The 26093-nt window shown below is 59.4% G+C and carries 19 protein-coding genes; 12 read left to right on the plus strand and 7 right to left on the minus strand.

All coding sequences use genetic code 11. The features are described from left to right. Positions 1-118: 118 nt before the first annotated feature. Positions 119-3202, plus strand: a complete 3084-nt coding sequence (locus MJQ68_RS03870; protein WP_238749662.1) for a hypothetical protein — start codon at positions 119-121, stop codon at positions 3200-3202. A gap of 20 nt (positions 3203-3222) precedes the next feature. Here MJQ68_RS03870 and MJQ68_RS03875 read toward each other — a convergent pair whose 3' ends face one another. Together MJQ68_RS03875 and MJQ68_RS03880 are read right to left on the minus strand one after the other, a co-directional pair. Continuing rightward, positions 3223-3885 carry a tetratricopeptide repeat protein gene (locus tag MJQ68_RS03875; protein WP_238749663.1) on the minus strand — a complete coding sequence of 221 codons (663 nt, stop codon included), beginning with the start codon at positions 3883-3885 and terminating at the stop codon, positions 3223-3225. Positions 3886-3893: 8 nt separating this feature from the next. Continuing rightward, positions 3894-4511, minus strand: coding sequence for an RNA polymerase sigma factor (locus MJQ68_RS03880; RefSeq protein WP_238749664.1), 618 nt, complete (start codon positions 4509-4511; stop codon positions 3894-3896). A 544-nt stretch (positions 4512-5055) separates the two neighbouring features. Between MJQ68_RS03880 and MJQ68_RS03885 the strand changes: the two genes are divergently transcribed. The 7 genes from MJQ68_RS03885 to MJQ68_RS03915 all read left to right on the plus strand — a co-directional run bounded on the left by MJQ68_RS03885 (position 5056) and on the right by MJQ68_RS03915 (position 15444). Then, entirely contained in the window at positions 5056-6096 is a 1041-nt protein-coding gene (locus MJQ68_RS03885; protein ID WP_238749665.1) for a S8 family serine peptidase, read from the plus strand. 45 nt (positions 6097-6141) lie between these two features. After that, the gene (locus MJQ68_RS03890) at positions 6142-8964 is read left to right on the plus strand and encodes a CHAT domain-containing protein (RefSeq protein ID WP_238749666.1); all 2823 of its coding nucleotides are present in this window, start codon (positions 6142-6144) and stop codon (positions 8962-8964) included. Between the two features lie 521 nt (positions 8965-9485). Then, positions 9486-10652, plus strand: coding sequence for a hypothetical protein (locus tag MJQ68_RS03895; protein WP_238749667.1), 1167 nt, complete (start codon positions 9486-9488; stop codon positions 10650-10652). Positions 10653-10721: 69 nt separating this feature from the next. Continuing rightward, entirely contained in the window at positions 10722-11213 is a 492-nt protein-coding gene (locus MJQ68_RS03900; protein ID WP_238749668.1) for a hypothetical protein, read from the plus strand. 38 nt (positions 11214-11251) lie between these two features. Continuing rightward, positions 11252-13543, plus strand: coding sequence for a TonB-dependent receptor (locus MJQ68_RS03905; protein WP_238749669.1), 2292 nt, complete (start codon positions 11252-11254; stop codon positions 13541-13543). Continuing rightward, positions 13543-14379, plus strand: coding sequence for a DUF4249 family protein (locus MJQ68_RS03910; protein ID WP_238749670.1), 837 nt, complete (start codon positions 13543-13545; stop codon positions 14377-14379). Before MJQ68_RS03905 ends, MJQ68_RS03910 begins: the two co-directional genes overlap by 1 nt. A 57-nt stretch (positions 14380-14436) precedes the next feature. Beyond that, complete coding sequence (locus MJQ68_RS03915) at positions 14437-15444, plus strand: FAD:protein FMN transferase (protein ID WP_238749671.1); 1008 nt, start codon at positions 14437-14439, stop codon at positions 15442-15444. On the opposite strand, the gene MJQ68_RS03920 is transcribed toward MJQ68_RS03915, so the two are convergent. After that, positions 15428-16105 (minus strand): Uma2 family endonuclease, encoded by a 678-nt coding sequence (locus tag MJQ68_RS03920; protein WP_238749672.1) that lies wholly within the window; start codon positions 16103-16105, stop codon positions 15428-15430. The two genes, MJQ68_RS03915 and MJQ68_RS03920, sit on opposite strands and share 17 nt — an antisense overlap. Positions 16106-16140: 35 nt before the next feature. Continuing rightward, the gene (locus tag MJQ68_RS03925; protein WP_238749673.1) at positions 16141-17202 is read right to left on the minus strand and encodes a branched-chain amino acid aminotransferase; all 1062 of its coding nucleotides are present in this window, start codon (positions 17200-17202) and stop codon (positions 16141-16143) included. An 86-nt stretch (positions 17203-17288) separates the two neighbouring features. Here MJQ68_RS03925 and MJQ68_RS03930 point away from each other — a divergent pair, with 86 nt between their 5' ends. Next, complete coding sequence (locus MJQ68_RS03930; protein WP_238749674.1) at positions 17289-17732, plus strand: hypothetical protein; 444 nt, start codon at positions 17289-17291, stop codon at positions 17730-17732. Positions 17733-17735: 3 nt separating this feature from the next. After that, entirely contained in the window at positions 17736-18128 is a 393-nt protein-coding gene (locus tag MJQ68_RS03935) for a DoxX family protein (RefSeq protein ID WP_238749675.1), read from the plus strand. Between the two features lie 147 nt (positions 18129-18275). On the opposite strand, the gene MJQ68_RS03940 is transcribed toward MJQ68_RS03935, so the two are convergent. Both MJQ68_RS03940 and MJQ68_RS03945 read right to left on the minus strand, forming a co-directional pair. Next, the gene (locus MJQ68_RS03940) at positions 18276-19238 is read right to left on the minus strand and encodes an ATP-grasp domain-containing protein (RefSeq protein ID WP_238749676.1); all 963 of its coding nucleotides are present in this window, start codon (positions 19236-19238) and stop codon (positions 18276-18278) included. A gap of 35 nt (positions 19239-19273) precedes the next feature. Then, positions 19274-19957: an endonuclease/exonuclease/phosphatase family protein gene (locus tag MJQ68_RS03945; RefSeq protein ID WP_238749677.1), complete on the minus strand. Its 684-nt coding sequence runs from the start codon at positions 19955-19957 to the stop codon at positions 19274-19276. Between the two features lie 138 nt (positions 19958-20095). On the opposite strand from MJQ68_RS03945, the gene MJQ68_RS03950 reads away from it, so the two are divergent. Then, a complete protein-coding gene (locus tag MJQ68_RS03950) occupies positions 20096-21571 on the plus strand; it encodes a T9SS type A sorting domain-containing protein (RefSeq protein ID WP_238749678.1) in 1476 nt (491 codons plus the stop codon). Positions 21572-21638: 67 nt separating this feature from the next. Then, on the plus strand, positions 21639-23090 hold the full coding sequence (locus MJQ68_RS03955) for a glycoside hydrolase family 28 protein (RefSeq protein WP_238749679.1): 1452 nt from the start codon (positions 21639-21641) through the stop codon (positions 23088-23090). Here MJQ68_RS03955 and MJQ68_RS03960 read toward each other — a convergent pair. Continuing rightward, entirely contained in the window at positions 23087-25543 is a 2457-nt protein-coding gene (locus tag MJQ68_RS03960; RefSeq protein ID WP_238749680.1) for an outer membrane beta-barrel family protein, read from the minus strand. The two genes, MJQ68_RS03955 and MJQ68_RS03960, sit on opposite strands and share 4 nt — an antisense overlap. Between the last annotated feature and the right edge of the window lie 550 nt (positions 25544-26093).

Genomic DNA, 26093 nt, shown 5'->3' on the forward strand with positions numbered 1-26093 from the left:
CCGCGACCGCGCCCCGACAATAACATTTTATTAAGTTCCAATCGCCAGCAAGCAGTAGGGGAAAAACCGTCTTTCGGGTGTTTTTACCTTAAACCATATACCCTAAAAGTAGCCCGCGATGATCCTGCTACGCCTGACACTGACCCTGTTCCTTACCCTGCCCGTTCTGCTTACTGCTCAGGGGTTTAACTCCTTCGGTAGGAATAAGCCACATTACGAGACCTTCGATTTCGAGGTATACAAGTCGCCCCACTTCGAGCTGTATACCTACATCGATAACGCGGCCTGGCGCGAACGCTTTTTGAACGATAGCGAGGAGTGGTACCGCAACCACCAGTACGTGCTGCAGGATACCATCGACTTCCGGAACCCGATGATCATCTACGCGAATCATGCGGACTTCCAGCAAACCAACGCCATCAGCGGTAGCATCGGGGAGGGGACCGGCGGGGTGACCGAAGCCTTCAAGAACCGGGTGGTACTGCCCGTAGCCCAGACCAACGCACAGACCCACCACGTGCTGGGCCACGAACTGGTGCACGCCTTCCAGTACGATATGGTGATCCGCGGCGACTCCACCAACCTGCGCGACCTGCAGAACCTGCCGCTGTGGATGGTGGAGGGACTGGCCGAATACCTCAGCATCGGCTCCGTAGACCCCTTCACGGCCATGTGGATGCGCGATGCGGTGCTCAACGACGACGTGCCCAGCCTGAAGGACCTCAGCGGCGGCCGCTACTTTCCCTACCGCTACGGACAGGCCTTCTGGAGCTTCGTGACCGGACTGAAGGGCGACGACATCATCAATCCCTACTTCCGCGCCACAGCCAAGTGGGGGCTCGAACGGGCGACCGAGCTAATCCTTGGCTATGAGTTTAAAGAGTTCAGTGATCTATGGGAAGACGCCCTGCGCAAAACGTACGCCGAGCAGATCGGGAATGCTAAGGCCGACCGCTACGTGGGCCACGAACTGGTGGGGCCGGACCGCAACGGTGGCCGCGTCAACATCGCGCCGGAGCTGAGTCCCGACGGTAAGTACATGATCTACCTCTCGGAGCAGGACCTTTTCAGCATCGACCTGTTCCTGGCCGACGCCCAGACCGGAGAGAAGATCCGTAAGATCAAGACTGCTACGGTGGGCACACACATTGATGCCCTGAGCTACATCGAGAACAGTGGCACGTGGAGCCCCGACAGCCGGCGGTTTGCCTACACCGCTACTAGCAAGGGACAGACTATCCTGATCATTGCCGATGTAAATAAAGGGCGGGCCGAGCGCGAGATTCGTCCGAAGGACCTACCGGCCTTCAGCTTCCCGGCCTGGTCGCCGGACGGTCGCAGCATCGTGGTCTCCGGACTCAAGGAAGGGCAGACCGACCTCTACCGCATCGACGTGCGCAGCGAACGAGTGACCCAACTGACCGACGATGAGTATAGTGAAATTCATCCCGCCTGGTCGGCAGATGGTAGCACGATCTACTACAGTACCGACGCCCGCAGTATTCAGCGCGGGGAGCGTCCCTACGGCGCCCTACGCTTCAACCTAGCCGCCTACGACCTGGCTAGCGGGGAGAGTAGCGAGATCGAGGTTTTCCCCGGTGCCGACAACCTGAACCCCGTAGTGGGGGCCGACGACCGGGTCTACTTCCTGAGTAACCGCGACGGGTTCCGCAACGTGTACCGCTACGATCCGGCCACCGGTGGGGTAGAGCAGCTGACCGACCTGCTCACGGGCGTCAGCGGCATCACGCCCTACGCGCCGGCCATGAGTATCGACCGGCAGCAGAACCGCCTGGTGTACACCTACTTCAACCAGAAGGGATACCGACTCTACGGTGTGGACATCGCCGCACTGAAGGGCACGGCGGTCTCTCCCGACAGCGTCGATCTGTCGCCGGCTATGCTGCCGCGGCTCAACCGACGGGCTCCGGTGGTGGTGGACGCGCTGATGTCTGACATGCAGCAGACGCCCGTCATTGCGGCTAGTGACATAGAGCAGATCCCCTACCGGCCAAAGTTCAAACTCGACTACGCCAGCGGCGGAGCCGGGGCCGGGGTGGGTACGAATCAGACCTTCGGCACCACGGCCGGTCTGGCCGGCGGTGCCCAATTGCTCTTCAGCGATATCCTGGGCAACCAGCAGCTGTTTACGGGGATCAGTCTGAACGGCGAGATCACCGACTTCGGCGGCAGCGTAGCCTGGATCAACCGCAGGTCGCGCCTCAACTACGGCTTCTCGCTGAGCCGTACGCCCTACCGCAGCTTCGGCTTCCTGGAGCCCTACCTCGACTCCATCCAGGTAGGGGAGGAGCAGTACGCGGAGCTCATCAATGCTCCCTACCTCATCCGCCGGCTCTACCAGAACCAGGTAGGGGCCTTCGCCAGTCTGCCCTTCACCACCGAGCTGCGGCTGGAGGGGAGTATGACCTTCAGCCGCTTCGGCAACCGGGTGGACGAGTACGCCCGCTACTTCAATCCCCTCACCGGGTATCCCATCCAGGCTAATGTGCAGCCCGAGCGGCGCAGGGACCTGGAGCAGCCCGGCTTTTCCCTATTCACCGGTGGGGTAGCCCTGGTGGGGGATAATTCGAGTTTCGGCCTCACCGGTCCCCTGCGGGGCAGCCGCTTCCGCTTCGGGGTGGATCGCTACCTGGGCGAGTTCGACTTCACGGCCGTCAACGCGGACTACCGCCGCTACGTCTGGCTCGGCAAGGGGGCACTGGCCGTGCGGGCGCTGCACTACGGACGCTACGGCAGCGAGGGCAACACCCTCTTTCCGCTCTACGTCGGCAGCCCCTGGTACATGCGCGGACTCAACGGCAACGACGCCGTAGCGGCTCTGGACGGGGCCGTCCGCAGCATCGATGAGCTCATCGGCAGCAAGCTCTTCGTGGGCAACGTAGAGCTACGCGTGCCCTTCACCGGTCCGAAGCAGTTGGCCCTGATCGGCTCCAAATTCCTATTCAGCGACCTCAACCTATTTGTCGACGGCGGACTGGCCTTCACAGACTACAGCCAGCTCGGCGGCGGTGCATCCGATAGATCTGGTGCGGCGGGACCGGTTGCCCGGCCCATCTTCACGGCCGGGGTAAGCACGCGCATCAACGTCTTCGGTCAGCTGGTCGTAGAGCCTTACTTCGCCCGTCCACTCATCAAAGACGGCACGTGGAGCTTCGGGGTGAATTTGTTGCCGGGGTGGTAGCGGAGTTCTAGGTCTCCGCCTTACTCCAGCGTTTTCAGTAATGCTTGCGCCTGCCGGTAGTGCAGACCATCTTCGGGCGTATAGGTTTGTAAGCGGGTCCGGGCCGTGGCTGTTTCGCCGTCTTGAAGCAGCAGCAGGGTAAGGTACCAGTTAGCGTCTGCGGCGAATTCTTCGGCCGGTGAAAAATGTTGGAGCACGGTGATAGCTTGGGCAAATTGATTCAAGGCAATGAAGGCAAGGGCACGGTAGTAGCGGGCGGCGGGATCCGTGGCGGTTGCGGTCTGGTCGACGACGGCCTGGTAGCGCTGAGCGCGGAAATTCGCGTACAGATCGGTACTGAGTAGGGTGCCGTCGGTGTCGCGGCTCGTGGGGGTGTAGTGGTCGGCCACGGTGAGGTACTGGGCTAGTAGCCTATCCTGTCGCCCGTTGCCGAACACGGTTGGGGAGGTGTAGAGGAAAACAAGCAGTCCGCACACGGCAGCGCCACTCAGGAAGAAGTATAACCGGCGGACTTTTGCCATCGATTGGCTCTTCACCGTGGCCGGTTGCCGCAGTTGTCGATACTTCTCTTCATATCGGGCGCGCAGTTCGTCGCGACCGTGCTGGCGTATAAAGGCACCGATCAGGCGGTCTTCCTCCTCGGGGGGCAGGTGGGGATCGGCGAGTTGCTGACGAATTGACATAGCTTCAGTTAGTTTGATAGTTGCACGAAATAGGCCCGCAGGCGCGTCACACAGCGGCTTTTCTGTTTGCGAATGGCGGCGGCCTTATTACCCGTAAGCTCGGCGATAGCGGCGCAGCTATTGTTTAGGAAATAATAACTCTTGAGTAGCCGCTGACAGCCTTCGCCTAGTCTGGACAGGGCGGCCTTCAGTTGTTCGTATTCCGTAGCCTCGAACGGCACGTCTTCGGGCCGGTCGTGGGTCTCCGGGGTCATATCCACGGTGCGCAAGTGCTTGCCACGTTTGCGAGCGTAGCGCTGGCGGGCAATGCGGATGTAAAGGTGGCGCAGGTTACCGTAGGTAATTTTATTATTGATAATGAGTTTGCGCAAATACAATAGGGCATCCATACTGGCCTCGTGGGCCTCCTCGGGGGTATAGCCGTCCGTCTTTTGCAGGGTGTTTTTGCAGAAATCCACCTGAGCAATAAAGATGGTCTCAAAGAGCAAGGGATTACCCTCCCGTAATTCTTCGGCAAGCCGTACGAAGCGGGCTTCCGATAAGCCGAAGTTTTTGGCGGCCCGCGCATCATCCGCTACCGCAGGGGGCGTGGTCGGTTTAAGCTTACGAATGCTACGAAAGGTCATGCATTGAAGTTTAGTGCTACTAAGTCAGTAAGGTAGGGGGGTGTGACCGGTGCGGCCGGATATTTTTTCGGCGACTTAACGTAGAGTTTACACGCGCTGATGTCACGCTATCCCCACCGGTCGACTTAGTAGGGGCAAAATCCCCGTTATGAACACCCCTTGTCTTGCTTGCGTTACCCGCTGCCTATTCCTCGTGTTGGTGCTGATCAGCAGTGCGCAACTACCGGCCCAATCACCTTCTGAAGAAACCACCGGACAGTACATTGTGCTGCCGGCGGGGCACCCACAGAAGGGACGGTTGTGGAAAGCTTCCGTTCCGGCGGGGTCGCAGGTGGTGGCAACGGGGGAGAAGGGAAAACTACTGTTACAGGCCAATAGTAGCCTGGAGGGATCAGCTTGTGACAAAATCGACATCCTGAACGAGGAGAAAGAAACTGCTGAACGGGATCAAATAATTATTCCTAATTACCCTCTTCAGGTACCGCAAACGATGTCGTTGAGTAGCGTAGCGGCGTGTCCGGCAACCTTCGCTACGGCTCTACAGATGCCGACCACTCAGGCCGGTAAGAAGGTCAGGGTTGGCATCGTGGATACTGGCGTCTCCCCAGACCACCACACCGACCTGTTCGGTCAGGTAGAGTACGCCGGTGAGGCAGCAGACGAGCTCGGACACGGTACGGCGGTTGCTGGCGTGGTACAACAGGTCTTCAGCGCTCATGTCGCTGCCGAGCACCCTGAACTATACGCTTACAAAGTTATCGACGGCACGGGACACGGTACGCTTTGGGGCGTACTACAGGCCCTTGACCGGGCGGCGGCTGACAGTATGGACGTGGTCAACCTGTCGCTAGGATTTAGTGGGGTCGACTGTGTGGAAGCGGTGCAGGCTTACTTAGACGAGCAATTTGCTACCTATCCGTTCGAACTGGTTGTTTCAGCCGGGAACAGTAGTTTGGATCTGGACCGGCGGGCTCGCCTGCCTGCTACCTCTACAGCAGAAAACGTGCTGGTAGTCGGAGCGATGGACCGACAGCAGCATGAGCTGGCTGCCTGGTCCAATTACGGTACCAACAATGTCGACTACCTTACACTAGGCGATCACGTATCGGTGCCGAATCACGCATCTTCCACCTTTCTGGAGGTAAGCGGCACGTCCTTCTCTGCGCCCATCGTGACGGGCTTACTGGCGGCACTGCTCACCCAGTACGATCGCGGCGAGGCCTTGCGGCAGTTGGCTGAACTGGTCGAGCCAAACTTACACTCCGGTAATACGGCCATCGGCAGTATCCCCTTTCGCGAGGATGATTGCCCGGCTTTTCCCGAAGCTGTAGCAGGTGGTACAGCAGTAGCTGTGGAATTGTATCCTAATCCCTTCGTAGACCGGCTTATGCTCACGCTACCCCAGAACGAGACCGGCTGTCGCATTGCGTTGTTTGGTACCAGCGGGCAATTAGTTTACGCTAAGAATTTGCCGGCAGGGGTGGTAAGTAGCAACATCGCTACTCAAGAGTTGCCCCGGGGGAGTTACGTGCTCACCATCACCTCGCAGTATACCCACGAGACCCACTTGGTGCGGCGGGAATAATTCGTTAGGTTTGCTTTACTCCGGTGTGAGTGAAGCCTAGCCCTGATGAATTTTGTGTTGCTTATTTGGTGTGTACTGATTAGTTGCTGCTGCTGGGGGCAGCTCACGCTTCTGCAACAGGACTCCCTCGTGCTGGATCGACTTAGGGGCACGCAGGATTTGGATGCGCGGCTATCCTTGTTGCAGGACTACCTGGGGAGCCGTCCTGCCGGTGATACGACCAACTTCCTGGCCGAAGTCATGCACAAGGAGGTGCTCGCCCTAATGGATGTCGGAAACTATGAACGAGTACTCGATAAGCTGGATCGAGTAATTGAGCTTCGCCGGCGGCGCTTTGGGAATACTCACATAGTGGACTATGCACGTAGTCTTCATCTGAAGGGGGCACTTTACGGCGAGTTAGAACAAAACAGTGCGGCAGCTAAGTGGAATGCATCCGCGATACAAGAACTGAATCGTGTGGAAGCTCTGAAGGATCCGAGAAGAGACCGATATTACACAAGTTACCTATTGCATGAAGCTACACTTAATGCTTACATGGGTAATCTAAAACGAGCTAGATTACTCCTTTCGATTGTTAGAACAAGACCGGAAAACAGCAAGAGCGATTTTGTGGTCAGTAGAGTTGATAAAATTGCAGCGGCAATAGAATTAGAGGCCGGAAACAATTTGATCGCCCTACAGATACTACAGCATTACTTGAAGCAGTACGATACCCCAGAAAACAAAGATAAAGGAATTTTTGGCGTGTACCTCAACATTGGTATCTGCTACCAACGTCTCAATCAACCGTCCCAGGCTAACCTTTTATTCGAGAAAGCATTAGCAGGCCATAAGCGTAACTGCTCCACTGAATTTAGCGCGTATGCCTGTCGTGAGGAGATCAATACTTACGTCAACCTACTGAATCTTGCAACCGAACAGCAGCAGTTCGAGCGTGTCGATACGCTTGCTCGCTTAACAATTGCAAAGGCAACAGCATTTTACGGTCGTCGAAGCGGGGCCACATACGCTGAGATATACCTTCGGATAGCAGAAGCAGCCAGCCTTAATGGGCGGTTTCAAAAAGCCCAGGATGATTTTAGTAAAAGCCTGAACCTGCTGTCGGATGGGGTGCCCGATAAGTACGGCCTTCCGAATATCTATCACGGCATCGTTCTAGATCGCACCGTACTGATTGAATGGCTGATCGCATTACGGGACCACTGCGAACGGATGGGAGGGACCCAGAACCTAATCCAGGCGCTCCGAGTCCACACCAAACTTGACAGTCTAGTAGGGCATTCCGAGCAGGCATTGAGCGCTACCCATTCCTTCGGAATAAGCACACTCGACGAACGCGAACTATACGAAGCGGGCATCCGCATTGCAATGCAAATGTACCGGGTTACCGGCGATGAACAGTACAAAGAACAGGCACGTCAGATTGCCGCCGGGACTAAGAGTCAGGTACTCTACCAACAACTGAACGCCACCGAACTAGCACGGCAGATTGGCGTACCGGATGAGCTACTGGAGGAGAAGAACCGTATGCAGCTGAGGCTTTCGAGGCTGGAAGCCGCCCTAATTGCTGCCGGTACCGCCGAAAGAAGTGCATTGCGGGATACCGTACTACAACTATCGACCACCATACGGCAACTAAATCAACGCCTACGTACGGATTACCCTAAGTACGCCAGCTACATAGGAACCTCAACCCAGATCTATGCGCAGGTGCAAGCGTCACTCGATGAGCATCAGCTACTGCTGGACTACTACGTAGGTGATAGCCACATCCACTGCTTTGCCGCGCAGAAGAATGCGGACCTAAGGTACTACGCCGTCCCCCTGCCCGACGGTTTGGAGGAACTAATTAACCAGGCGCTCATCGACACTACGGCAGCCCGTAGACTATACGATGTACTACTCGCCCAACCACTAGCAGCTGCAGGCCCCCAGGTGGACCGACTTTGGATTGTCCCACACGACGTACTCTGGAACGTGTCCTTCCAGGCATTGCGGCACGACGGGCATTTCCTGATTAACGATTATGCCGTCGGCTTAGCCTACAGTAGCCAGTTGCTAGAGGCAGACAGTCGCGTGGAGGCGAGGGCGAAGGTAAACCCGGTTCTTTCCTACGGTATATCCTATAATAATGCGATGGTTGGCTCAAGTCGCCCGCTGGATAAGGACGATTGGCGTGGTCCCGTACTATCGGAACTTCCCTACGCCGTTGCGGAAGCAAAGGCAGCCGCTGACATCCTGGATGGTGAGGCGAGAGTTAATGCACGCGCTACTAAAACCGACTTTCTGAGGCGAAGACCACCCAGTAAAATCTATCACTTTGCTATGCATGGCTGGTACGATGAGCTGGACCCGTTCCGGTCCGCACTGATTTTTCACAACGATCAGACCGGCGACGCACTCGATCGGGCTTTCCTGACCCTAGGAGAAATCGTCGGGCTTGATCTGACTAGCCGGCTGGCTGTCCTCAGCGCGTGTCATACCGACCGGGGGGTACTGCAACCCGACGAAGGCTTCAACAGTTTAGCGCGCGGCTTTGCCCTGGCCGGTGCCGAAGCTACCATCGCCAGTCGCTGGGCCGCCTCCGATCAGGTGACGAGTGACATTATGGGGACCTTCTACCGCAAGATAGGCAAAGGTGAACCGCTGGATCGTGCAATGCAGTACGCTGTGGTGGACTACCTAGATAATGCCCCCACAGAGTTCCGTAAGCCGAAGTACTGGGCTAATCTGACGCTGACCGGGGCGGTCGATCCGCTCCACGATGAAGAAGGGGAAGGGCCATTGTTATGGCTTCTCCTACTGGCTGGCGGAGCAGGTGGTGGGCTCGGCCTGTACTTTGTATCGAAAAAATTGCTGTCGTAAGGGTCACGGTTACGGTCCGTGCGGACTTAGTGAAGCGTAAGCCACTAACTCCATGCACCGACCCCGGCCCACCTTCGACTATCAAGCGGCTTTGCCCGCAACCGTATGCTTCGGCTGTCTGACTGACGACGGTGATAGCGAGAATGGCACTACCGTTAAAGCATTAATTGCGCTGGATGGCCCCACGCAACGGCTACTGGTGCACTTCTATTGCGGCAGTTTCACGGCCGTCTCCCACGGTTTACTCGACAACGAATTGTTGCAGTTGCACCGCTCGCTTCCCGTCGCCGGCCTCCTACTAAGAAAGCTTGGCCTCCCCACCAGCGGGGCTTCCATTAAGGCGGGCCGCTATCCCACTATCGTAGCCGATGGGTTTGTGACCGTATCGGTTCCACTATTTGCTAACATTATATCGCAATCGCTGGCTGCATGACCACAGTCAGCATCCTATTTATTTATCACCCTTCAACTATCTATCAATGTGTTATCGATTACTTAGACTAGTTCCACTGCTCCTACTATTGTTTACCATAGTAGCGTGTGAAAAGGACGAGGCCACGAACCCCAGTCACTCACTGGACAAAGCGCAAACCTACGAAGTCGCCCAGCAGGTGCTATTGAAAGCGCTTGACGATCCGACGGTAAGAGCGTTCATCAAAACTGAAGCGCTCAAAACAGTTACCTACGACTACGAGGTAGTGTACGGCATGGTCAAAAATGACGCCATGACGGACGGAAGATCGCTTGAGCAGGCCTTTCTTACCGCTGAAGAAAGCCTGTACACGGAAGGTCGCATAACCAGCCGGATCGTCGCGACGCTTGATCAAACCGCTCCCCTGCTCAGCATTAATGTGCCGGTCAATCCGTTTGGTTGGGACGTGACCAACTATGCCCCTCCCGTAGTACTACATCCCGAACTACACGACGATACGCGTTCGGTCGAGGCCGTGTACAGCTCCGGTGAGATCGAATTTATCGACGTAGACAATAAGCCCAACCATACCATCATTACCCTGGCGGATAACGAGCGCATGCTATACATGCGCGGGAAGTACGAACTCGATAAAGAGCTGATAATGGGGATTGCTCCCCGCCAACAGACGCTGCTGAAGAACGAGCCCTTCGAATGTTATATGGTCAACGGCGAGGAGATCTGTGACACCCACCCTAACCCCGGCCCCCCGCCCCCGACCGGCGGCACCAACTGTGACCGCGACTGGAACATGATTGCCTACTTGGAGGGGATGCGACTGGACAACATCGGCTCACTGGAAACATTTGGCAGGCCAGAGCTACGCATGCAGGTATTCGGAGGCAATAATAATATATACGTCAGCGATCCTATCGGGGCCGGCGGACAGACGCTAACCGATCAGTTGTACATCCCTGACCGCAACGAGATCAACGATACGTGGTATGACCAAAATGCCTACTTATTCCGGTGGTATGAGGCGTACGGCGACATCATCACCTTCCGTTGGGAGGAGCAGGATGAAGGTTGGTTTTCAGGAGGCGAGGACGGGCAAACCCTTAACATCACTGTAGCCTGGGGAAACCAGTCTTATAGCGTCACCACCCAGGGCATCCGCTTCCAGGCCTCCGATTACATCGGCACCATTACCGTAGACAAGAATGCCTGCGAACGGCAGTACAGCGTCGGCGTACTCGATTTCCGACTACGCTTCTAACATAATTCTTCACCCGGGGAGCGGTCACTGCTTAGCAGGGACCGCTCCCTTACCCAATCTTCCTTAAATATGAAGTACTTCATCCTATTGCTGGCCGGTGCGGCAGTATTTGCCTGCAATAAAGAGCAGGTGTTGCTGGACCGACTCAGCGGCGACTACACCCTCACCCAGATCGACCTCAGGCAAATGGTCGAACCCTTCCGGGATACCACCATTATCCCGACCGACTACACCGTGAGTTTTTCGGACTGTGACCGAGACGACAATGCGGCGGGAGGACAGTGCACCGCTACCTTGACCAAGCCCGACGGGCAGGTCCTCTTCCTGCACTACCGGCTGACCGACTACCGCAGCAACGAGGATCAACTCTCGTTTATGGAAGCCGACGGCAATACGGTAAGCAAAGAACAGACCAACGACTACCGGATGCTGCTAGGAGGGTACACCTATCAGCTCAGCGGCGACGCCCTCACCCTGACCACCATCGGTGACATCGGTCCCCGGCCGACCTTCGATGGCATGGACTACGAAACGGTCCGCATCTCCGCCCTCCGCCAATAAGCTTTTCACCTGCGGCCCCGCCCCCTTAACTTCTCGTTTTGCGCTACCTCCTGCTGCTATTTCTCCTGCCGAGTATGCTCCTCTCCCAGCGGACGCTATCCGGTACGGTGACGGAGGCCGGCTCCGGTGAGCCGCTGATGGGGGTAAATGTATACGTGCCGGCTACGGGTACCGGTGTGCAAACCAACGCCTACGGATTTTACAGCCTGCCGCTCGCCGATACGACGGTGCCGGTCATCTATAGCTACCTAGGCTACGCCAGCGATACGGTGCGGCAAGGGCGTGGCAGTGTGGTGGACGTGGCGTTGCGGCCGTCGCAGTCCGTGCTGACCACCGTGGAGGTACGGGTCGGCTCGAGGGTGCGCGGGACGGAGGTAAGCCAGCTTTCTCTGCAGACGGTGAATGAACTGCCGGTCCTATTCGGAGAAAAAGACATTATGAAGGGCCTGCAGCTGCTTCCCGGCGTATCGAACCCCCGTGAGGGCTTTGGGGGTCTGTACGTAAGGGGGGGTAGTCCGGACCAAAACCTGATCCTACTCGACGGTGCCCCCGTGTACAATGCCTATCACCTGTTTGGCTTCCTGTCGGTGTTTAACGCCGATGCCCTTCAGCGGGTCACCCTCTATAAGGGCAACTTCCCGGCTCGTTACGGTGGCCGTACGGCGGCGGTGGTAGACGTGCGCATGAAGGAGGGCAACCGCAGCGAGCGGCACGGCAGCGGGGGGATCGGCCTGCTCACCTCGCGGCTGACCCTGGAAGGACCGCTGGGGAAGGGCAAACGGGCCAGCTTCCTGGTCAGTGGCCGCCGTACCTACGCCGATTTGCTGTTAGGACTGGTGACTCCGAAGGGAGAAAAGCGGACGCTGCACTTCTACGATGGTAGCTTCAAGCTTAACTACGCGCTGCCGCGGGGAGACCGCTTCTACCTGAGCGGCTACACGGGGCGTGATGCCTTCGGAAGTGCCTACACCCGACCCGGCGGTACGGAGCGCGACGGTTTTGACTGGGGTAACCGCACCCTCACCGCCCGGTACAACCGCGTAGTAGGGGAGCGCGCCTTTCTGAATATCACCGCCCTGTACACCAAGTTCGACTTCACGGTCACCAACGAGCAGATCGTGCGCGATACGCTCTACGGACTGGAGTACTTCAGTGGCATACAGGACGCGGGCATCACACTGGACCTTGACCTCTACCTCGGTGCCGGGCACACCCTGCGCTTCGGGGCGGTGGCGGTGAGGCACGACTTTACCCTGGCCGCCCTATCCCGGCGGGAGCTGGGAGCGGACGAGTCGGTCGCTACCCAGCGCGTACGCGCCCCAGAGTACGCCCTGTACGCAGAGGACGAGTGGCAACTGAGCGACCGGGTAGAGATCAACTACGGGCTGCGGCTCAGTCTCTTTGCGCCCGTGAGTGGACCGATTTATGCCGGGGTAGGTCCGCGGCTTAGTTTCAGATACCGGTATTCGCCCGCCTTGCACCTGACCCTGGGCTACGCCCGGACGACGCAGTACCTCCACCTGTTATCTAACTCAGGACCGGGCCTGCCCACCAGCCTCTGGGTGCCGGCTAGCAATCGCATGCCGCCGCAGCGCGGACAGCAGTGGTCGGCGGGGACTATCTACCAGCGCCCCGCAAGCCCGTGGACCTTCGCTGCGGGGCTGTACTACCGCCGGATGCGCGACCTGCTGGGGTACCGCAACGGCGCGACCTTCCTGTTGCTGGATGTATTCGATCAGCCCGAGCGGTCCGGGCGGACGGACCTGATCGATAACGTCACCACGGGCAGCGGCCGGGCCTACGGTAGCGAGTGGAGTGGCAATTACCAAAGTGACCGCCTCCGCCTAAACCTAGCCTACACCCTGGCCTGGGTCAGTCATCGACTGGCGGGGGTGAACGCGGAGAAGTACTTCGCCGCCAATCAGGACCGCCGCCACGACTTCACCCTCAGCGGCAGCTGGCAGTGGCGACCGGACTTACTGCTGACCGCTGCCTGGTCTTACGGTAGCGGTGTGCCCACTACCGTACCCAACAGTATCTACTCGGCACCGGTACTGCCGGGGTTTACCAACACCCGCATCGACCTGGACCACCACACCGAACGCAACGGTTACCGGATCCCTGCCGTCCATCGCCTGGACCTGGCCCTACAGTGGAAGCGACACCCACGCTGGGGGGAGGCCTACTGGGAACTAGGGTGCTACAATGCCTACGCCCGGGCCAACCCCTTTTTCGTAGAAACCCGCTACCGGCAGGACCGCCGGCGGGTACTTACCAAGACGGCACTCTTCCCCCTAATCCCCTCCGTGGCCTATAACTTCTCCTTCTGATGCGCTACCTGACCTTGCTGCTGGCCCTTGGCATGATGGGCTGTACCGAGTTTTTCATCCAGGAAATTGCGGACGCCGAAGTACCCTTCATCCCCCAACTCGCGGTGTTTACCCTACTGCAACCACAGGACAGCCTCATCGTGGTGGATGTGCGGCTGACGGCCCCGGCAGTGGGTAGTCCGCCACCGGACAGAAGCGGGCGCGACCTGGTCTCCGGAGCGCAGGTGACGATCAGTGACAGCCTGCAAACTTTCCCCCTCACGCTTTCTACCGATCCGCTACGTGCGGGGTACGTGATCTCCAACGATATTGTGAGGCTACGGGCTGGCGGACGGTACACGGTCAGTGTTACCTATGAGGACCTGACTGCCCGCGGCACCGTGACGATACCCCCCGAGCACGGGGTGGGGGAGGGGTTAGAGATCGCCACTACCGAGGAGGGGCAGAACGGATTTGCCGAGCACCGCGCCTGGGTCAGTCTTCTCAATCCGTCGGGGGAGGAAGACTACTACCTCCTACTGCACGACCGCCGGAGTTACCGCAGCGATGGTACGCTGGGTCGCCCGGAGCGTTCACTGGTCGACTGGCTTCACGGCCGGACCGTTACCGGTCCGCGGCTCCACTTCTTACCCCTTACGCTGGCCGGTCGTTCTCAGCACCTGCTACGAATCTGCCGCACTACTGCGGCCACCGTCAGCTACCTGAGCTCCCGTGATATGGCGCGCGCCAATACCGGTAATCCTTTCGCCGAACCCACCCAAGTGAGCAGTAACGTGGAGGGGGGGCTAGGCTTGGTGGGCTGTGCGCAGTGCCGGCTGGTCTACGTGAAGCCTTAAACTAGCGGACGGGGCCGCGGGGCGGTAACATTTGGGGTAAGCTACCTTTACCCTTCCATGAGACTTTCCACCTGCGTCCCCGCCCTATTGCTCCTGCTGCTGTGTGCCTGTAACGCCTTTGAGGACGACGGCTACCTGCCCGCTCACCGGATCAACGGGGAAGCTATGGGGAGCTACTACCGCATCACCTACCTGGGGGAGTCGCTGCCGGGGCTACAGGAGAGCGTCGACAGTCTGCTGGAGGCCTACAACCTGGAGCTCTCCCCCTGGGTGGAGGAGAGTACGATCAGCCGCTTCAACCGTAGCGATACGGGGGTGACCCTGGCCGGTACGCTGCACTTCGTGCCTAATCTGGAACTGGCCGGCCGCGTAGTGCGGGCCACGCAGGGTGCGTACGACCCCACGGTGGGGCCACTGGTCAAGTTCTGGGGATTCGGGGGAGGGGAGCAGCGAAAGACGGGGGCAGTGGACACCGTGGCACTGGATAGTGCGCGAGCGCAGGTGGGCTTCGGTCTGCTCCGCTTCGACGATGGCTTCCTGCATAAGGCCAAGCCAGGCGTGGCGCTGGATCTGAATGCGAGTGCCAAGGGCTACGGCGTGGACCTGCTCTCGGAGCTACTCACTACACGCGGCCGCCCCAACCACCTGATCGACATCGGTGGCGAGATGCGCGCCGGGGGTACTAAGAACGGACAGCCGTGGACGGTCGCTATCCGTCTGCCGGAAGAAGATGCTACGGAAGTGGCTGCCGCCGGCGTGCTCCCCCTGGAGAAGGGGCGGGCCATCGCTACGAGTGGCAACTACCTCAACTTCTACGAGGTGGAAGGGGAGAAGTACAGCCACACCATCGACCCCCGTACCGGACTGGTCGAGCGCAATGCGCTGCTGAGTGCCAGTATACTAGCCGACGACTGCGCCACGGCGGATGCTTTCGCAACAGCCTGTATGGTGCTGGGACCTGCCGGCGCGCTGGAGCTGGTCGAGGGCAATGACGAGCTAGAGGGCTACTTCCTGATCGGCGGCGCGGATGGGGAGCTGGAGGTGGTGACTACGCTGGAGGACTGAGCGTAGCGAGCGCTTTGGTACGCGCAGCGAGATCGAAAAAGGCCTTGAAGGGCACAGTAAAGCCGGGTAGTACGGATGATGTGAGGTGTTCGCTGACTTGCAGTTGGGCGTGAACTTGTAGCACCAGCCGTTCTGCCTTATCCTGACCTAGCACAAATTGATCGATGGTATGCAAATTAGGGTCTACGATCCAGTACTCACTCACGCCGGCTTCTTCGTAGGAGCGAAATTTGACGCCACGGTCCTGATCAGTCGAACTCTTGGAGAGTACCTCTACTACGAGGTCCGGCGCAGGGTAATACATCAATTTATCGGAAAAGGTATCAGCGGTTTCTTTGTGCCAGAAGCAGATATCTGGCTCAAAGTCGTTCCGTTCTAATGCTACCAGCGCTTTCTCAATAGCGACTTCACCGAGATCATACTTGGAGGTATAATCTTCTAGCATAAAGCTTATGTACTTGACAGTCTGATTGTGCTGACGCAGCGCGGGTGAATGCACGACGATCTCTCCGTTGATGAACTCGGCTTTGATATCCGGCCGCAACCAGGCGCGAAACTTCTCCCGAGCGACACGCTCGCTGGCAAGTACTTGCTCTACCTCCCGTAGAATCCCGGCGGGGTTGGGGTGGTCTAGTAGTTCGTTGACTAAGTCGTGTCCCATGGTAGCAAGATAACGCTTTCACCATGGGATCGTTCCTACACCCGCACCAGCCAGCCGTGCGTATCCGCTACGCGGCCGACGCGCAGTCCGTCGATGTGCTGCTTGAGCATGGGGCCGATCTTGCGCTCCTCGACCGGGGGGACCCGGAGGAGCTGATCGCCGTACTGTAGCTCGGATACGTGGCTGACCACGGCCGCCGTACCGGCACCGAATATCTCCTGTAGCGTACCGGCCTCGGAGGCGCGTACGACCTCGTCGATCGTGATAACTCGCTCACTGACCGGTATGCCCTTGTCCTTCAGGATCTGGATAAACATCTTGCGGGTGATGCCCTTGAGGATGGCTCCGTCGGTCTCCGGGGTGACGACCTCGCCGTCGATCACGAAGAAGACGTTCATCGTACCTACTTCCTGAATTTCCTTCATGTCCGGGCCGCCCATCCAGAGTACCTGGTCGAAGCCCTGTTCGTTGGCCTCGTGCACCGCGCGCAGACTGCCCGCGTAGTTGCCGGCGGCCTTGGCCTCTCCGGTGCCGCCGGGGACGGCGCGGATGTAGTGCTGCTCTACCTTGAGGCGGACGGGCTTAGCGTAGTAAGGGCCCACCGGGGCGGTGAAGATGCAGAAACGGTAGGTCTGGCTGGGCCGCACGCCGATGAACTCGTCCGTGGCGTACATGTAGGGGCGCAGGTACAGGGCGCTGCCCGCGGCCGGTGGGATCCAGTCCTTGTCCAGCGCTACGAGCTGGGTGATGGCCTCCACGAAGCGGTCTTCGGGGTACTCGGCCATCATCATGCGGCGGGCGCTGTGGTTGAGGCGCTTGGCGTGCTCCTCGGGGCGAAGCAGCAGGGGCGTACCGTCTTCGTGCTTGCTGGCCTTCATGCCCTCGAAAATGGCCTGTCCGTAGTGCAGCACCATACTGGCGGGGTGCATGGTGAGGTGACCGAAGGGGACGATGCGGTCGTCCGTCCACTCACCATCGCGGTAGTCGCTGACGAACATGTGGTCGCTGAAGATCTTGCCGAAGGGCAGGTCGTTGAAGTCTACGGTAGCCAGCCGCGACTGCTGGACGTGCTCGGTACGAATTTGGGTGGTGGTCATGATCGGGGCGGTTTGGGAAGGTAAATGTACTGCTAGCCGGTGGATGTTGCCGCCGGGATATCGCGTCCGATAGTTACCTTGCCCCAGTGCTACCCTTCACCCTCATCGACCAAGCCGACACCGCCGGTGCACTCGAAAAGCTCGGTCCGGCCCGCGATCTTGACGTGCTCGTCCTGTACTACGGCGAGCTTGCCCGCCGCGCCTTCCTGGGTAAGATCCTGGGTGCGGCCGGCTATACCGATCCCGGTACTCAACTGCACCTGCTGGAGTGGCCGGCAGACCAAGATCTCGACCTATCTACCCTGGTGCGTAGCCTGAACGTAAACAAGGTGATGCTCTTCGGCTACACCCTGCCGCGCCTCGGCCTGCACCTGGAGGTAGCGAACTACTTCCCCCTCACCGTAGCCGGCACTACCTACCTCATTGCCGATAGCCTCGACTTCATCGAAGATGCGAAGGCCGGCGGCGACAACCGGGCTGCCGGTGCCCTCTGGACCGCGGTCAAGGGGGCCTTCCTCAAAATTTCCTGATCCATGACTAAAGGAAACATCGACCTCGGACTCCTCATCCTCCGCCTGTGGTTCGGCCTGGAAATGGCCTTCGCCCACGGGCTGGGCAAGGTGATCAAGATCTTCAGCGGCAACTTCCAGTTCGCCGACCCCATCGGCATCGGCGCTCCCGCCAGCCTGATCCTCGCCGGCACCGCCGAGTTCGTCGCCGGTCTGCTGATCGCCGTAGGTTTCTTCACCCGCCTGGCCGCCGTCCCCTACCTCATCACTATGCTGGTCGCCGCCTTCCTCGTCCACGCCGCCAACGGCGACGAATGGGGCAAGATCGCCACCCCACTGCACTACGCTATCGCCGCGATCGTACTATTGATCGCCGGGCCTGGGCGGTATTCGCTGGATTATCGCTTTGCTGGGTAGAACGCCTGTCGGCGGGGTAGACCACGTTCGTGGGTAGACCACCTTCGGTGGAGTAGACCGCTTTGCGGGTAGGCAGTCTACTCCGCGAAGCGGTCTACCGCGAAGCGTCTAACGAGCCGATAGGCGATCTAACCGCGCAGCGGCGATCTATTTACCAAACGCATAGCCACCCCCCACCGACTGCCGGATATACTCCCCCCAGGTCAGGTTGTTCTTGCCGGGCTCCTGCTGCTGGGCGCGCTCGATGGCGTAGCTGGCGGCGGTCTCGATGACCCACTCGAAGTTCTCTTCACCGACGCTGAACTTGTCGGCGTCCGGGGCGGGGTTGCAGAAGTCGATGGCGTAGGGGATGCCGTCGCGGACCGCGAATTCTACGGTGTTGAAGTCGTAGCCGAGCCACTCGTTGAGCTTGATGACGTAGTCGCGGATGGTGTCCAGCAGCTCCTGGGAAACGTCGAAGTTGGCGTTGTAGCGCTCCAGGAATTCGTTGCGGGGCTCGTAGTGCATGATCTTCACGTGCTTGCGGCCGATGCAGTAGCAGCGGAAGTAGCTGGTGAATTCGATGGACTCCTGCAGCATCATTACGAGCTGACCGGTCTCCTTATGGGCCTTCCAGAGCTCTTCGGCATTGTTGAGCTTGTAGACGCTCTTCCAGCCGCCGCCGGCGTGGGGCTTCATGAAGGCGGGCCAGCCGATGTAGTCGAACATGCCCTGCCAGTCTAACGGGTAGGCCATGTTGGTGAAGCTCTCGTCGGTGGTGTCGTCGGGATGGGTATTGCTGGGCAGCAGGACCGTCTTGGGTACGGGTACACCGACGGGGCCTACGCTGAGCACATTGTTGAAGAACTTCTCATCCGCGCTCCACCAGAAGGGGTTGTTGATCACCGCGGTGCCCGTAGCGGCGGCGTTCTTGAGCATGGCCCGGTAGAAGGGCACGTCCTGGCTGATGCGGTCGATGATGACGGCGTAGCCGGGGTTAAGGCCCTGTCCCACCTTATCGATCTTGACCGGCTCGGCGCGAATCCCGTCTATATTTTTATGGTTGATGCGCTGGATGACAGCGGGGGGGAAGGAGCGTTCGCGGCCGTAGAGGATACCGATCTTTTTCATGTGGGGGGATTTGTAGGCACTAAGGTAATCGCCCGTCAGATGTTTACGTGCGGGCTGGGGCCGCCGGTGCGCAGGCTGAGGTGCAAGGGGGGGTGATCGCTCAGCCCGCCGGCTTCCCCGACCCGATAGGTGACGAGCAGGTCTGGAGAGTGCACGATTTGCTGTACGGTGCGGGTCTCGTCTGCAGTGGGCCATCTTAGTCCAAGTGTATGTACTAGATCCTGCAGCGCCGTGTATCCCGATTTATTATAGGAGCTCCCAGCCCTGAAATTGAAATCGCCGCATACGATGAAGGAGGTCCCGTGCAAAGATCGGATGGCTTGTAGCTGTTCGGTGAGTCGGTCCGAATAGCGCATGGTACTCCACGGTGCCCAGCGGTCCTTTATGGTGATTACGTTGCCGTATATATAAATTAAGTCGTTCAGCGGCAGCCGACAGAGCACTCCATTGATCGATTCACGAACGGGTAGTTGAGTCAGGGCTGTCCGACTGTAGATAGCCACCTGCCGGTAAGCATTCGGTGGTCGCAGCGTTCTGCCCTTGCGCAGGTAGGGGGAAGGCGCACTGAAGTATCCCCGGTAGCCGGGGAGTTGTAGGCCTTCATTGGCTTCGGTAAGGATTAGTAGGTCATCAGATTGTGCTAGTAGGTAGTCACTAATAGTGTTGAGGCGTTTGGATAGATAGGTCGGGTGGTCGATATTCCATAGGGTGAGGGTCATAGGGGGGGGCAATCTGTCAAGCTAGGTCATGCTATTTGGGATCTATATACTGGATAAACCCGGTATTGTGTACTTAATGACGTCCTGTAGTATACCCTGTATGCTAAATCGCAGTAGCTTCATTCAGTAATCTATCCCATGAAGCCACTCTACCTAGCCCTCCTCCTGTTCCTCTGCACCGGCGTCCGCGCCCAGTCTGATTTCCAGTTGTTCCGGTCGGGGGTGCAGTATATGTATGAGAATCCCTCGTATAGTAGTGGCAGCCCCCTGGAAAGTCAGTACTACGGGGTGCGGGTAGATAGTCTGGGGTGTCAGGAATTGTATACGACGATTGGTTTCGGAGACGCGGGCCTGCCCTCAGCCTGTGTGTTTCAGCGGCCCTCTCCCTTTGGCTACCACATCTGTCAGACGGCGGATAGTACCGTTATGGACTTCGGTACCCTGGGCCGCCTCGTAGTATACCATGGTGCCGAAACGAACTCGCGCTGGGATGCCGACGGACCGGATGGCACCATCTTTGCCGAGGTGCTGAACGCCACGACCGGTAATCCCGATACCACTTTGCTGCTGGGTCTTGCGGATGAGCTCACCGCCATCGGCTTCTTTACCGAAGGTGATTCTTTTTTAGGTCATCCCCTCATCATCGGCCGGCAGTACGGACTGGCGCAGGGCCAGCGGCTGTTCGCCCTGCGGACGGACCGTGACAGCCTGCGCCTGGCGGGCATCAGTGATCCCGCACGGGGCGTGCAGCTCCCCCCCGCCGGGGTCTACGGCTTGGCGGCGGTGGGAGACACCTTTCAGGTGCAGGACATCGGTGGACTCGCCGATGCGCCCTTCGGGGGGGACGGTCCGTTTTCAAAGCGGGTGTCTACGGTCACGGTGCTGGCCGTGGATACATCCGCTGACGATACGTACCGCTACGAGATGCGCGGCAGCATCTACGACCTAGGTCCGGCCGGTATCGATACCGTGGCGCTGGATACCACCTTTAGCTATGCCTTCGCACGACTACCGGAACTGCTGGCTACCACACAGCCGGGAGCCCTGGTCTCCGATACCGGGCGCTTATCTACGACGCGGGTAGTGCACCGGGCATTCACCGGACCCTTAAGACTGCTGCAGCGGCAGTTCAGCACCGGCATCAGTTTTGCGGAGACAACTACCAGCGATAGCCTCTGCGGCTTCGACCTGGCGGGACTGGATGAAGAGCCTAGCGCGGTCTACACCCCTTACATCCCCTTTTCTCTCGATGCGTTCGGGACACTCGGCGGACCCCGCGAAACCCGCCTGCTCTACTACCGCAGCGGGGATCGTCGCTTTGGTGAGCTTACCGACTTGCAGGACATCATCATTTCCACCCGGGAGACCCTGCGCAGTTTTGATTTCGCACTATATCCGAACCCCGTCAGCGAGCAACTTTACCTCGAACTACCGGGGGCCGGACGGTACGACGTGCGGGTATACACCGTGGCGGGCACGCAGGTGCGGCAGCAGTGGGTACGCGGCGGCAGTGCCGAGCAAGTATCCATGGCTACCCTGCCCGCCGGGGCGTACGTTCTGCTGGTCCTCGAGCGGGGCCGTGCGGTGGGGCGGCGGCGGGTGGTGGTACGGTAGGTATACGTCTACCTCCGGCCCGTAGAAGTATGTGGGCGTAGCTTGTGCGTCTATATACTATTAACCTATGCGCCTATTTTCCAGTATATCTATTTGCTATACACTGACTCTACTTGCCTGTACCCAAACCCCCACCGCCGAGGGCGACTTCACCGCCGACCGGGCGGCTACCGTAGCCGATAGTGCCTGGCTTACCCTGCCCGATCGTCTGGCCCGCATCCAGGCACCCACCTTTGCGGACCGCGACTTTTCCGTCGTCGATTACGGCGCTTCGGATGATAGTCTGACCGACAGCCGGCCCGCCATTCTGGCTGCCATTGCGGCCTGCAACGCAGCGGGGGGCGGACGGGTCGTACTGCCCGCCGGAGCGTGGCACAGCGCCGGACCCCTCCACCTGCTATCTGACGTTAATCTACACCTGGCCGAGGGCGCGCGGCTCACCTTCAGCTCCGAGCCGGCGGATTACCTGCCCGCCGTGGAGGTCCGCTGGGAGGGCACCGTGGTCTATAATTATTCCCCCTTCATCTACGCTAAGGGGCAACGCAACATCGCCATCACCGGCAGTGGCACCATCGACGGGAAGGCCCGACAGTGGTCCATGGACTGGCGCAAGCGGCAGCAAGCCGATAAGGACCGCCTGCGCAAGATGGGCAACGATCGCCTGCCGGACGAGCAGCGCGTGTTCGCCGACGGATTCCTCGACCTGGACGGTGATGGAAGCGACGACGGCTACGGCGACGGTAAACCCCACTGGCTGCGTCCCACCCTGATCGAGTTCTATGATTGTAGGAATGTGCTGTTGGAAGACTTCACGGCCCGCAACAGCTGCTTCTGGACCGTCCACCCTACCTTCTGCACCAACGTGACCATCCGGGGGCTACAGGTATTCGGTAGTACACTGAATGACGACGGCGTAGACCCCGACAGCAGTACCGACGTACTGATCGAAGACTGCTACATCCGCACCCACGACGATGCCATCAGCCTCAAGGCCGGGCGCGATCAGGATGCCTGGGACCGTCCCGGTACGAGCAACGTGATCGTCCGCAACTGCCGCCTGGCCAGCGCGGTCAATGCCTTCTGTATCGGTTCGGAAATGTCGGGCGGTGTCGAAGACGTTTTCGTCGAGAACGTACGCATCGAAGACGGCAAGCACGCCATCAACTTCAAAAGTAACCTCGACCGCGGTGGCCGGGTGGCGGATGTTTTCCTGCGCGATATCGATGTAGACCGGGTGGAGGAGTCCACCTTCATCTTCCGCATGGACTACCACGGCTACCGCGGTAATTCCTTTCCCACCGAGTTCTCTGACATCTACGCCGAGCAGATCCGGGTAGGCTATGGCGGTAAGGTGGCCTTCAAAATCGTGGGCGTACCCGACGCACCGATTCGGCGGGTCTACCTAAAGGACTTTACCATCGACTCTACCAGGGTGATCTCCGAATTACTGCATACGGAAGACATTGTCGCCGATGCGGTCACCGTGGGGGGTACTACCTGGAGCCCGGGGGCTGACTAGAAGTCCCCATCGTCCCCGCCGCCGCCGTTGCCGCGCCGCCCGCCGTCGCGCTTGCGCTGTCCGAGCTGGTTCAGGCTGTACTGGAAGCCCAGGTAGACGATGCGGCTCTCCCGCTGGAACTCGCTGGTGGTCGTGATGCCACCGGTCTCGGTGGTGAAGCGGTAGCGGCGCTGGTTGAACACATCGGTGACGCGCAGGGTAAGCGAGCCCTTGTCCTTTAGAATGTCCTTACGGAATCCTAGGTCTAGGCTCTGGATAGCTTGAATGCGCCCCTGCGGCCGCACGCCCGGCGAGCGGTAGAAGTAGGTGAACTGCATCTTCACCGCGGCCGGTAGCTCGTAGCTGCCTTGTACGTTGCCGCTGGCGAGGTAGCCGTTCTGGTCGATGTTCTCGTCGCCGTTGTTGCCGATCACTTCGGAGCGGTAGGCGTTGCCGCTCACGGTGAGGTCCAGCTTCTCGGTGGGCCGGTAGGTGGCGATCACTTCGATGCCGTAGTCGCGGCCCCGGTCGAGGTTGTCGCGGGTGCTGAGGCTGACTCCGCCCTCCTGGATGCGGGTGATGCGGCTGATGATGTCATTGAGCTGGCGGAAGTACACGCCCCCCGTGAAGGTGCCCTTGCCGTACTGCTGCTGTACGTTCAGTTCGAAGCTGTTGATCAGCTCGGGCAGCAGGAAGGGGTTACCCGTACGCAGGTTGAAGGGATCACCGCGGTCGACGAAGGGGTTGAGGGCATAGCCGCGGGGCCGCTCGATGCGCCGGCTGTAGCTGGCCTGCAGCGTCGTATTGTCGTCGAAGGCGTAGCCGGCATAGACGCTGGGATACACCTTGAAGTAGTCGTTTTCGAAGACCTGCGGGTCGGGCTCCAGCAGGTTAGAAGTGGTGTAGGCCTGCTCGGCGCGCAGTCCCATATTGAAGGTCACCTTGTCGACCTTGCCCCCGAACGTAGCATATAGGGCATGTACGTCTTCGTTGTAGCGAAACACGTTGCTCAGGCTATCGACGCGTAGGAAGTCGTCGTTCCCGGCCAGTATTTCGAAGCCGGCATCCTGGGTAGTTTCCTGAATGGTCGACCGCCAGCCGGTAGCAAACTTGAAGTCGCCGAAGGTCTGCTCGTAGTCCAGCTGTCCCAAAAACTGGCTGCGGCCCTCCAGGGAGGGTGCGCGCTGCCGGTCGGTACTCAGCTGCAGGCCAGTGCTGCCGAAGATGATCTCATCGTAGTTCTCGATCTCTTCTTCGTCGTTCTCGCTGTACTGCAGCTGGGCGCTCAGGCTGCGGCCCTCGGTCTTGAAGGTCTGGGTGTAGTTGGCCTGTAGCTCGTAGTCGGTCTCGGTGCTGGGCTCGGTTTCGGTACGCTGCTGGGTGCGGTCGAGCGCGCCTTCGCTGTTAAAAAAATTGGTGGTCCGCAGGTTATTGTTGTCGCCGCTTTCGAGCTGCAGATTACCCTGGATACCGATTGTAGCCCGCTTGCCGAGACTATACTCGGTACCTAGTTTCAGGAGTTGCGACTCCCGTACCCGGTCCCCCCGGAAGTTGAAGTAGCGGCTGAAGGTCGAATCCCCCAGCGTGCCCTGCTGGTCGCGGAAGCCGCGGAAGAAGCGCTCGTCGTAGCGCCCCGCCACCCCGGCAAAGGAGTTGAACTTGCCCTTGCGCCAGTTCAGGTCTACGTTGCCGTCGTACTTGTTGCCGGTGCCGGCGTTGAGGGCTACCGACACGTTGAAGCCGTCCTCCCGCTGCTTCTTCAGTACGATGTTGATGATGCCGGCCGTGCCCTCGGGGTCAAAGGCCGCCCCGGGATTGGTGATCACCTCCACCCGCTCGATACTGGCCGAGGGCAGCGATTTAAGGTAGGTGGCCGGATCGGTACCAACCAGTCCGCTCGGCCGCCCGTTGATCAGGAAGCGTACGCCGCCGCTGCCGCGCAGACTTACGTTACCCTCCAGGTCCACCGTAATGCCCGGTATCTGCCGCAGCAGGTCTTCGGCCGATCCGCCACTGGCAGCCACGCTTTTTTCTACGTTGAAGCTCTTGCGGTCCAGGCCCAGCTCCATGAGCGCGCGCTCGGCGGTCACGACTACTTCGTCCAGGTCGGTAGCTCCGCCCTCTTCCAGCGTGATGTCGCCTACTCGCAGGAAGCGTTCGCCATCGTTGAGTTCCAGCATCATCTCTTCCCCCTCGTAGCCGATGAAGGTCACTTCCAAACGGTAGTCACCGTAGGGTAGGTCCTTTACGGTAAAGTTCCCATCGATATCGCTCGTCGTGCCGCCGGCCAGTTCGCCGTCCGCCACCTTATACACCGCGATATTCGCGAAGCCTACGGGATCGGTCGTACCCCCGTCCTTGAGCTGTCCGCTCACCCCACCGGTATTCGGGGCGAGCGCGGGATCCGGCACCGTCTCCTGGGCGCGCACGCAGGTGCAAAGAATAAGGAGCAGGGTGGTCAGCAGGTACTTCATAGTGGACACGGTTCGGCTTGCCCGATCGGGCAGTAGTAAAACGTGGGTATGACAAAGCCGTTCGCCAAAAGGGTAGAGTAGCCCTGGCGGATCGTCGATCCGTTAGGACGAAGTATAGAACCGCCCCCTCCGACCCGCACGTTGCAGGCGCGGCCCCTGCTGATCACTACCCAAGCCGCCCCCTCCGGCTCGTGCCTTGCAGGCGCGGCTTCCCTTCCGGTTCGTGCCTTGTAGGCGCGGCTCCCTGCTGGTCTGGTATATGCTGCTTTCTCGCGACCCGCCTACGCCGCACCTGCAAGGTGCGAGCCGCGCGGGCGGCGTTCTCTCCTCCTCCTCCGATTCGTAGCTGACGGGCACGGTTTCCCCTCCGGCTCGTGCCTTATAGGCGCGGCTCCCTGCTGGTCTCCTATATGATAACCTCTCGTGACCCGCTTACGCCGCACCTGCAAGGTGCGAGCCGTACGGGCGGCGTTCTCTTTCCTTCGATTCGTGGCCGACGGGCACGGCTTCCCCCCGGTTCGTGCCTTCCAGGCGCGGCCCCTGCTGGTCT

The organism is Neolewinella maritima, assembly GCF_923081025.1.
Lineage (GTDB): Bacteria > Bacteroidota > Bacteroidia > Chitinophagales > Saprospiraceae > Neolewinella > Neolewinella maritima.